The sequence below is a fragment of the Sphaerospermopsis kisseleviana CS-549 genome (assembly GCF_028329225.1).
In the GTDB taxonomy this organism is placed as follows: Bacteria; Cyanobacteriota; Cyanobacteriia; order Cyanobacteriales; family Nostocaceae; genus Sphaerospermopsis; species Sphaerospermopsis kisseleviana.
Genome location: NZ_JAQMTI010000070.1, coordinates 1 through 9822, shown reverse-complemented (window position 1 = coordinate 9822; position 9822 = coordinate 1). Strand labels below are relative to the sequence as shown.

Below are 9822 nucleotides of genomic sequence, written 5' to 3'. Positions count from 1 at the left end.
TTCGCATTAACGTCTACTTATTGACAATAATTTAAACCATCACGATGACTCTGAAAAAATCAATCAAACGATAAATAAGGATTTCTTCGTTTATACATAAAAATGGTGTTTTGTCAATAAAATTTAGATGCGTTTCCCCTGTGACTCCTGACCCCTGACTCCTGACTCCTGACCTAACTTTTTGCTACTAAAGTCCAGAAATAACCATCTGGGGCAACAAAAGAAAAACTCATTTCTCCAAATTCATTATTTACAATATTAGTAAATTTCTGTACATTACTTGCCCGAATTTTATCAAAATAATCGTGTATTCCTTGCACCCGATAAGTGTAAAGACACATTCCTAAACTTCCTGGTTGAGCAAATGTAAAACTTGATTCTAAGGGGATATTTTCTGGAAAGCGTACAATATAAAGTCTACCACTGCGAGCTTCCATTAAGTTGGTTTGAGAAGAACGTGGATCATCAAAAGCCGTAACTATAAACTTTTCCCCTGGATGGAGGTCAAAAAAATCTCGTCCTGCAAAAGAAGATTCATAGCTGGTTTCTACATCATCTCGCACACGCAACAAACCCAAAACTTCTTCATAAAACCGCAGGGTTTCTTTGCTGTCGTCTTGAACTACTAACCCCAAATGGGTAAATTGACTGGTGCTAAAAGGTGCATTGTGATTTATTTTGCCATAGTAGGGCATGACATAACCAAAGCGTTGAAATAACACCTGTCGCGTTAAGGGTTGCAGCAGTAGCATTTCTCTTACTCCTACGGCTGGATCAGCAAAGGGACGGCTTTTGTGTTCTTTTTGATAAATGACTTCCCAGTAAGGGTAAGTATATCTAATTGTATGACCTGCGGCTCTGGCATTTTCCCCATGATTTAAAATTCCTAACAAATCAGCAGTTAAAGTTGTAGTCCAGCGATTACCCTTAATTTTCATGGAACTAATACCTAAACCTTGATTTGTGGGATTTTCCCAAGTCATCAATCTGATTAAACCATGATCTGCATCTTGGTGATTAAGACGAATTGCTTTTAAAGAGGAGTTTACCCCATATAATTGATACGCTGTTTCTGCATTTAATTCTCCCACTGATCCAATGCGATAACCAAATTGTTGCCAATATTGAATTGCTAAAATCGGCTCTGGAACGCCAATACAAACTTCATAGATACCTTCAATTGTCGTGGTTTTTGCTTGAGTCATGGTTCAATCAATTTAAGTGTAAACTGTTAGTACATAGGCAAAGTCGGGAACAGTGGAAAGCCAGCCCGGAAAGCGAACTAAATGCGATCGCTTAAAAAGTTCACCAATCTTTGGGCTTTTCCTATGAAGTGTCAGCAGCGAGAGAATATCAAGTGCGGAAATTTCCCCAAAAGTAGACTCACACTTTTATACTATTTGAGAGATGTTCCCACATCTAAAACTGTAAACTTGATATAAATTAGATATAAATTAGGTATAAATTAGGTATAACCTAAATATACATTAGGTATAAATTAGATTTTTGATAGATTTTTGATAGATTTTTGAAGAATTACGCATTTTCCTCAAGGATGCTTTACTATATTGTATAAGTTATGTCAAATCATGAGCGATCGCTTACTACCTCTGATTCTGCTTTATTAAATCAAATAGTCTCTCAGGTCTGCCAAACCATCATTACTATTCAACAACAGCAGCCAGAATTATTAATGGAAAAGTACAGAAAAGTCCAATGGCAAAAAACAGCTAATCAATCTGCTTTGAGTGCTAAATTTACAGAATTACTCAGTCAAACTCGCAGTAGGGAAGAACTAATAAATAAGCTACAACTATATTTAAAAGCTTTCCTAGTTCCCGCAGCTTTAAATGTACCAATTATATCAGAATTAATTGCTGAAATTAGAAATCACAATCCTGTTATATCTGATTTAAATAGCTGTTTAAATTCTACATTGTTTCCTGCTTTAGTACCAGTAGGAATAGGGGTTTTACTTTTAGATGCGGAAAATTTACAACTTAATATCAATACAGAAAAATTTTTAGGAACTATTTGTCAATGTCCGATTCAAGTGAAAATTGCCTTTGCTAATTGGAGTAATCGGGGTAAACTAGATGTAGAATTACATGAACGTGGCTATGATTTGATTCATGTTCCTGCTGGTAGGGATAATGCAGATGGAAAAATGATTGCTTTTGGTTCTTCTATTCATGAACTTTATCCCAAAGCTAAAGAAGTTTTCGTTTGTTCATCTGATAAGGTAATGACAAATTTATGTAACAATTTACAGCAACATGGGTTAACAGTATATCAAGTCAGTCAGCAGGGGGAAAATATCAATATCTTCAATAATGCCACAGGTAAAACTATTATCCATAGCATTAAACCCTTACCAGAAATACCATCTATTGATCAATTTGTTCTGCAAGTTAAACATTTAATTAAAGAAGAACAAAAGCAAACAGCTAATTATTGGATTAAACTGTCTCAAATTTCTAAATTATATAAAACGAAATATCAAGTAAATATTAGTAATGTCATTGCTAAATATTTACCAGGTAAACGAGCGAGAGATATTTTTATTAGCTATCCAGCAGATTTTGTAATTCATCAAGTTGATGATGTAGGAGAATTATACATCACGCTTTTTGAACAACAACATTTTTTCCAGAAAGAAGATATTAATCCAGCAGAAAATAATAAAAACTCTCAGGTTAAAAATAACTCATTAGTGAATAGTTTAACCACCAAATTAGATTTAGAAAAGGCCATAAAAAATATTTTGTCAGAGTTAAGCAAAGAATCTAAAAATGAAAGTTTTGATATTAGTATTTTAGCCAGTAAATTTAAGCAAAAATATGGTAAACCGATTACTGAACAAATGAAAGAGTTACAAATAGGTGGTACATTTGCCAAGTTTTTACAATCTTGTAGTGATTTTCAAGTTCAACTCAAAGATAATAAATGGCAAATAAGTAAACTTGATTCTCCCAGCCCTGTATCTGTGTTATCATCTGTTTCATCAACTAAGATCAATTCTGCTGCTGACTTAGAAAAAGCACTAAAAATGATTCTTACAGAGTTAACGAAAACAGCAAACAACAACTATGTTGATATTGGGATTTTAGGAATTAAATTTCATCAACAATATGGTAAACCTATTACTAAGCAAATGAAAGAGTTACAGATTAATGGTAGTTTTATCAAATTTTTACAGTCTTGTAGTTCTTTCCAGATCCAGCAGAAAGGAAATAAATTTAAAATAGTACCATCTGTCACCATGACATCAGGATAAGTATATTATACCTCTCAGAAAAAAATGTAGGGACAATTCATGAATTTTCCATACCAAGGTTTTCAAATTACGCATATTTAATTTTCGGAGATATCTAATAAGTTTTTGAATACTACTAGAACGTCGATTCAGTAATGCTAGGTAATCTGTTTTTACCTTGTAGGGGCGAAGCATTCGGACAGAATATCAATGGTTTCAGTGATAGGTTATCACCCGAATGCTTCGCCCTTACGATTAATGAATCGGTGTTCTAGAGGGTTTAGGCTTTTGTAAGGATGTATGCTAAAATAAAGCCAAGTTTAGTTGCTTTTTTCACAAATACTATTTATGGAGATTGAAAAAATGCTAAACAATCAATCTATTACCGAAATGACTTTACAAGATTTAGAATCATTGATTGATAGAATTGTTGATCAAAAAATTAATCAGATTAATGTTGCTAAAAACAACATGGAGAAAAATATTGTCGCATCATTGACAACTGATGCTGCTATAAGTGTCGGTGAAGAAATTTTAAAAGATTTTCATCCATTAGTTCAATCTGATGGTATTTTTAAAGACGATCCTTTCTTTGATGATTTTGTTGAAGAAATGGCTAAAAATCGCCGTGAATTAGATGGAGAAATAGGTGAAAATGACGAATAAAACTGATATTCTTGATTTTGAAAATCAAATGTCCACTAAACTAATCTCAAGTATAAAGGTGAAATTATGCAACTAGAAGATTATTTTGAATTTTTAGACCCAGATGATATCCGTATTAAGGGGCATAGAATCGGTATTGATGATGTGATTGATTATTACTTGCAAGGGTTTACACCTGAACAAATTCTGGAAGAGTTGCCGTCACTGAATTTAGAAAAAATTCATGCTACTATTACATACTATCTCCATAATCGTGCGGAAATAGATGCTTATATGTTGCGTTTGGCTAGGTGGAGAGAACAGCGTTATCAAGAAGCGGCTGCTAATCCTTCCCCGATGATACAGCTTTTGAGAGCAATCAAGGCTTAAAGTCATGATGAAACGATTGTAACTGAGTCAATCTTAGCAATTCCTGGTAAGATGATAACGATTAGATTAATTTTTGTAACACAATATACTGGTTTTCAGGAAATATTGGTATTATACCGTAATAAAATTAATTTATTCAGCTTTCCATAGGTTTTATAGCTTAAAAATGTACTTATAATTTTAAACAATATATTTTTAACATAACATTAAATATAAATCCAAGCAAACTAACAACAGGACTAAGTATTAAAAATGGCTAAAATGTTTCCTCCAGACGGTCCATGTAATCCTGATTTATATGGAGAAAAGATAGTATATGGTCTACTTTCTCAACTTGACGATAACTTTTATATTTTCCAAGATAGATATTGGGTTTTCAAAAACAAATATAAATGTAGAACAGAGACCGAAACAGATTTTTTATTAGTTCATCCCCAGAAGGGTCTTTTAATTCTTGAAGTTAAGGGAGGAACTAGATTTTCCTATGATGGCGAAAATGATAAATGGAAATCTGGTGATGATATTTCGTATAAGAATCCATATACAAAACAATTAGCTAATTCTAAAAAGTTACCTTTATTTTTAAAAGAAAAAATACCTAGCTTAAAAAATAAATGGTTTAATTGTGGATATGCAATTTGTTTTCCTCATATTGATATATTAGAAGGTAACTTAGCTCCCTTTATGGAGAAAGAAGTGACATTATTTAGATATGATCTAAATAATTTAAGTATGAAAATTAATGAAATATATAAATATCATAGCCTTCCTTCTCATAAACCTCTTGGAAAGAGAGTAGTAGAATCAATCAAAGATTTAATTAGTCCTCAAATTGAGTTCAAAAAATCTCTTAGTGCAGAATTAGAAGATGAGCAAGAAAAAATTATTCGTCTTACTAAGGAACAGCAAAAAATTTTAGATGGTTTTTATTATAAAGCTAATCAACCTATTCTGATTGAAGGACCTGCTGGAACTGGAAAAACACAACTTGCAATATCTCAAGCAATATCGGATATCAAAGCAGATACATTTGTTCTATTTATTACAAGTTCCCAAGAATTAAAAAATTATATTAGTTATGAGATTTCTCTGCATATAAATATAAATACAAGTAATAAATATTTACAAATCTTAACTATTCAGGAAATGAATTTATTTCCAAATATTTTAGATGGTAAAATTAATGAGGAATATGCAGAAATTAGAATTATTATTGATGAAGCACAACAATTGGAAGTAAAATTTTTAAGAGAAATAGCTGAATATACACAAGATATATCAATCATTTCCATACTAATGTTTAAAGATGATTCTCAAAAAACTAAGGAAAATGAGATACAACAAATATTTAGACCATTTCAGTACACTTTACAACAAATCATAAGAAATACAGCTGAGATTTTTGATTCTTACAAAGAATACATCAGTCCAAGTTATAAGAAAATTCAAAGACCACGAAGACATTTCAAGGAAGTTATTACAGAATATTATACTAATGATGAAGAAATGATTAATATTGTTGTACAATTAATTTTGAGGATGATAACTGTAGATAAAGTTATACCTAAGAACATAACAATACTATTTTCTAATATACCAAATGATGAGATTTTAGAAGCAACTAATTTATTACTACAGAAAGAACAGCTTGTTTTGAAAAAATTTGATTTATCCAGTAATGATAATACTAATAAAGCCAAATTAATTACCTGGTCAACTCGGCATGATTTTCAAGGGCTTGAAAATCATATAATTGTATTAGTTGAATTAGAACCTGCAACTTCTGAAACTATTGTTGTAAGGAGATTAAGATATATCGGTAGATCAAGGGCTTGTAGTATATTATATCTCTTACTAAGAAAAGATGTAGATTCAAATATCGAAAATATTGCTGATATATTTTAGTTATAATCTAAAATATCTACCCCTATTTTATCTTGACTATTAGACAATTCTGTAAAATCAAAATAATCAAAAAAGTTGAAGCTATTTTTTTGTTCAAGTATTGATGATAAAATTCTTGAAATATTATGCGAAATGGGTCTAGATATATAATTATTGATGTTATTTCTAAATAAATCCTCATCAAAATACTTACCATTATCTCTGTGAGATAATATCCATATCGCATATAAAGCGTTAAGATTCAAGTCTATTGATTTAGTAGATAGGAAACTTTGAAATATAATAATCAATTTTTCACAAAGTTTTTGATTATTCTTCACCATCATTAGTATATAAGGAGGATCTTTTTTTCTAGGTTTAACTAAATTATGAATTAATCTTGTCCTAGCATAATGTATAATATTTGGGTTTTTAAAAACCTCATTCATTGCTTTATAACCTGCAATAATAACATCACTGGTATATCCAAAATTTATAATTTTTACAATACTCCAAGTATTTTTTCTAATTGTTTTAGGATATTCTTGAATTATTTCTGGAATTTTTGATATTAAATTTATAACTAAATCTTCATCATATTCGTCAAAATTACTTAAATCGAATAAGTAGGATGTTACTGTATAACTATCTTCTTGATTTAAAGTAGAATTTAAATTAATTTTTTTAAAATCTTCCGATCTTTGCTCAAAATTGATATTATTTAAATCATTTTTCACACTTAATATCTCTTCATTTAAGTGATCAGGTAACGAAATTTCATGATCTTTTCTAAATAGCTCTTCTACAGATTTAGGATTTTGAATAATTTCTGTTTTAGTAGAGTTTAAATTTAAGCCTATTCTATGCAATTCTTCCTGAAGAATATTAACGGCTCTAATTGCCTCTTGTTTTGTATTTGTAACTATTTTAATATCATCAACATATCTGGCATAATTAAAGTTATGAGAAATCATTAATTCATCTAATTGACTAAGTAATATATTGGCGAGATATCCTTCTGTGCTATTACCAATTAATAAACCTTGTTGTTTTTTCTCTGATTTTAGTGAACTATCCACTACAGAATAGAACTCAACTTCTGGTCGTAAAATTTGACGCAACAAAGGTTCATATTTTTGGGGTAGTATATTACCTACTAAATTAAAAATTGAATTAACTAAGTAATCATGAGATATTGCATCGTAAAATGATGTTATATCAGCTTTTAAAACATAAGAATCTTTTTCCTCTTTATTATATTTTATAATTAAATCCTCAGCCCATTCTATAAATTGTTTGTGTTGAGGATAATATTCCCGAAATAAATATATAAATCCACTTTTAGACCGTTGGGTTCTATTAGCAAAACTTGTTTTAATAAAGGAGTTTTCAACTGCTAGTGCAAGGGTATTTACAAGATGATATCTAACTGCTAATTCTTTAAATGGAATATATATACATCTTCTCAAGAAAAAGTCATTCTTGGGATAAGAATAAGCAAATGATCTATCTTGTATATAAGGTTGTGATAGTGAGTAAATATTATGGATATATTCAACTAATTGATTAATTTTAGTATCATTTTTGCAGTTAATATGTAATTCAAAAAAGTTACAAACATGATCATCATTTAATCTGCTATAAATAGAATAATAAATAGAGTTTCTTATTAATTTTAAATCAGTCAGATAATCTTCTAAATTAAATTTAATCATAATTAAACATCAAATTAATTTTTCAACCTATACAAATTATAATTTTTTTCTATTTTTCGTAAATGAAGGACAAAGCCTAAAAACTTCATCCTTCACCCCTATTTAATTACGCTTCATCCAAAGCTGCAATACCAGGTAAAACCTTACCTTCCAACAACTCCAAACTAGCACCACCACCAGTAGAAATGTGGCTCATTTGATCAGCCAAACCAACCTTTTCCACAGCCGCTACAGAGTCACCACCACCGATAATGGTAGTTGTGCCGGTTTTGCCGATTTCTGCTAAAGTATGAGCGATCGCCTCAGTACCCACAGCAAATTGATCAAACTCAAACACACCCATAGGACCATTCCAGATTACAGTCTTACAATCAGCCAAAGCATCTTGGAAAACCTTCACAGAGTCAGGACCAATATCCAAACCCATACCATCAGCAGGGATATTTTCAATGCTCACAGTAGTAGCATTAGCATCAGGCGCAAACTTATCAGCCGCTACAATGTCAGTAGGCAACAAGAAAGTAACACCACGTTCCTTAGCCTTAGCTTCCAAAGACTTCGCCAACTCTAACTTATCTTCTTCCACCAAGGACTTACCAACACTTAAACCACGGGCTTTGTAGAATGTGAAAATCATTCCCCCACCGATGATCAACTTATCGCACTTTTCCAACAAAGTTTCAATCACACCAATTTTGCTGGAAACCTTAGAACCACCGATAATAGCAGCCAAAGGACGTTGAGGAACTTCAATTGCACTTTGTAAATATTGCAACTCCTTCTCCACCAAATAACCAGCTACGGAAGGGCTTAAATACTTAGTTACACCTTCAGTAGAAGCATGGGCGCGGTGTGCAGTACCAAAAGCATCATTGACATAAAAATCAGCGTTTGCTGCTAATTTTTGAGCAAACTCAGGATCATTCTTTTCTTCTTCTTTGTAAAAGCGGACGTTTTCTAATAACAGCACTTGGCCATTTTCCAAAGCTGCAACCTTAGCAGCTACATCATCACCGATGCAGTCATCAGTTTTGACCACTTCTTGTCCCAACAACTCAGAAAGACGTTTAGCGACGGGAGTTAAACGCAATTTATCATCTACACCCTTGGGACGACCGAAATGGCTTGTTAAAATGACCTTAGCACCCTTTTGGGTCAAATCTTGGATAGTTGGTAGCGCTGCCCGAATCCGAGTATCATCGGTAATGTTGCCTTGATCATCAACAGGCACGTTAAAATCAACCCGTACCAAAGCACGTTTTCCAGAAATATCAGCAGCAGATAAACTTGCTAAACTTTTTTTCGACACAGCCAAATTCTCCTGATTATCTTTTTGTTATTGTTTGGAAAGTATCACCATCCAGATTTTACCGGAGTAAGGGGTGTGAAGATTAATTTATGTTTAAAACAGTTCTATTTCCCATTGACCAAAGTCGTGAAGCGCGAGAAGCCGCTGACGTAGTTACCAACATCGTGCAGAAATACAACAGTCGTTTGGTATTGCTGTCAGTAGTGGAAGAACCCTCCCCAAATGGAGATGCTGGCAATATCATGGGTTCTCCAGAGGTAGTTGCTAAACTCCTAGAAAATGCCCAAACCTTATTTTCTCAGCAAGGTATTACGGCTGAAGTATTAGAAAGACAGGGTAAACCCGCTTTTACTATCTGTGATGTGGCTGACGAGATAGGAGCAGATTTAATTATTATGGGTTTTCGCGGACTGGGTTTAACTGATGAAGGCGCAAATGATAGTGTCACAACCAGGGTGATCAATCTTTCACCTTGTCCTGTTTTGATTGTGCCTTAGATCAGGGAACAGGTAATGGGTAATGGGTAATGGGTAATGGGTAATGGGTAATATTATTCCCAGTCCCCAGTCACCAGTCACCAGTCACCAGTCACCAGTCCCCAGTCACCAGTCCCCAGTCACCAG

8 protein-coding genes are annotated in these 9822 nt (G+C 32.5%); 5 read left to right on the top strand and 3 right to left on the bottom strand.

The window, feature by feature from the left end:
- Positions 1-173 precede the first annotated feature (173 nt).
- Complete coding sequence (locus tag PN497_RS04955; protein ID WP_096565009.1) at positions 174-1205, bottom strand: VOC family protein; 1032 nt, start codon at positions 1203-1205, stop codon at positions 174-176.
- Between the two features lie 374 nt (positions 1206-1579).
- Here PN497_RS04955 and PN497_RS04950 point away from each other — a divergent pair, with 374 nt between their 5' ends.
- From PN497_RS04950 to PN497_RS04935, 4 genes are all read left to right on the top strand, one after another.
- Entirely contained in the window at positions 1580-3277 is a 1698-nt protein-coding gene (locus PN497_RS04950) for an NYN domain-containing protein (protein WP_096565011.1), read from the top strand.
- 342 nt (positions 3278-3619) lie between these two features.
- A complete protein-coding gene (locus PN497_RS04945; RefSeq protein WP_272109733.1) occupies positions 3620-3922 on the top strand; it encodes a hypothetical protein in 303 nt (100 codons plus the stop codon).
- Between the two features lie 66 nt (positions 3923-3988).
- Positions 3989-4291: a DUF433 domain-containing protein gene (locus PN497_RS04940; RefSeq protein WP_096565015.1), complete on the top strand. Its 303-nt coding sequence runs from the start codon at positions 3989-3991 to the stop codon at positions 4289-4291.
- Between the two features lie 252 nt (positions 4292-4543).
- Positions 4544-6196 carry a nuclease-related domain-containing DEAD/DEAH box helicase gene (locus PN497_RS04935; RefSeq protein WP_096565017.1) on the top strand — a complete coding sequence of 551 codons (1653 nt, stop codon included), beginning with the start codon at positions 4544-4546 and terminating at the stop codon, positions 6194-6196.
- Here PN497_RS04935 and PN497_RS04930 read toward each other — a convergent pair.
- Entirely contained in the window at positions 6193-7890 is a 1698-nt protein-coding gene (locus PN497_RS04930; protein ID WP_096565019.1) for a reverse transcriptase domain-containing protein, read from the bottom strand. The genes PN497_RS04935 and PN497_RS04930 overlap by 4 nt on opposite strands.
- Positions 7891-7996: 106 nt before the next feature.
- Positions 7997-9199, bottom strand: coding sequence for a phosphoglycerate kinase (locus PN497_RS04925; protein ID WP_096565021.1), 1203 nt, complete (start codon positions 9197-9199; stop codon positions 7997-7999).
- An 89-nt stretch (positions 9200-9288) separates the two neighbouring features.
- On the opposite strand from PN497_RS04925, the gene PN497_RS04920 reads away from it, so the two are divergent.
- Positions 9289-9696: a universal stress protein gene (locus PN497_RS04920; protein ID WP_096565023.1), complete on the top strand. Its 408-nt coding sequence runs from the start codon at positions 9289-9291 to the stop codon at positions 9694-9696.
- The last annotated feature ends 126 nt before the right edge of the window (positions 9697-9822 follow it).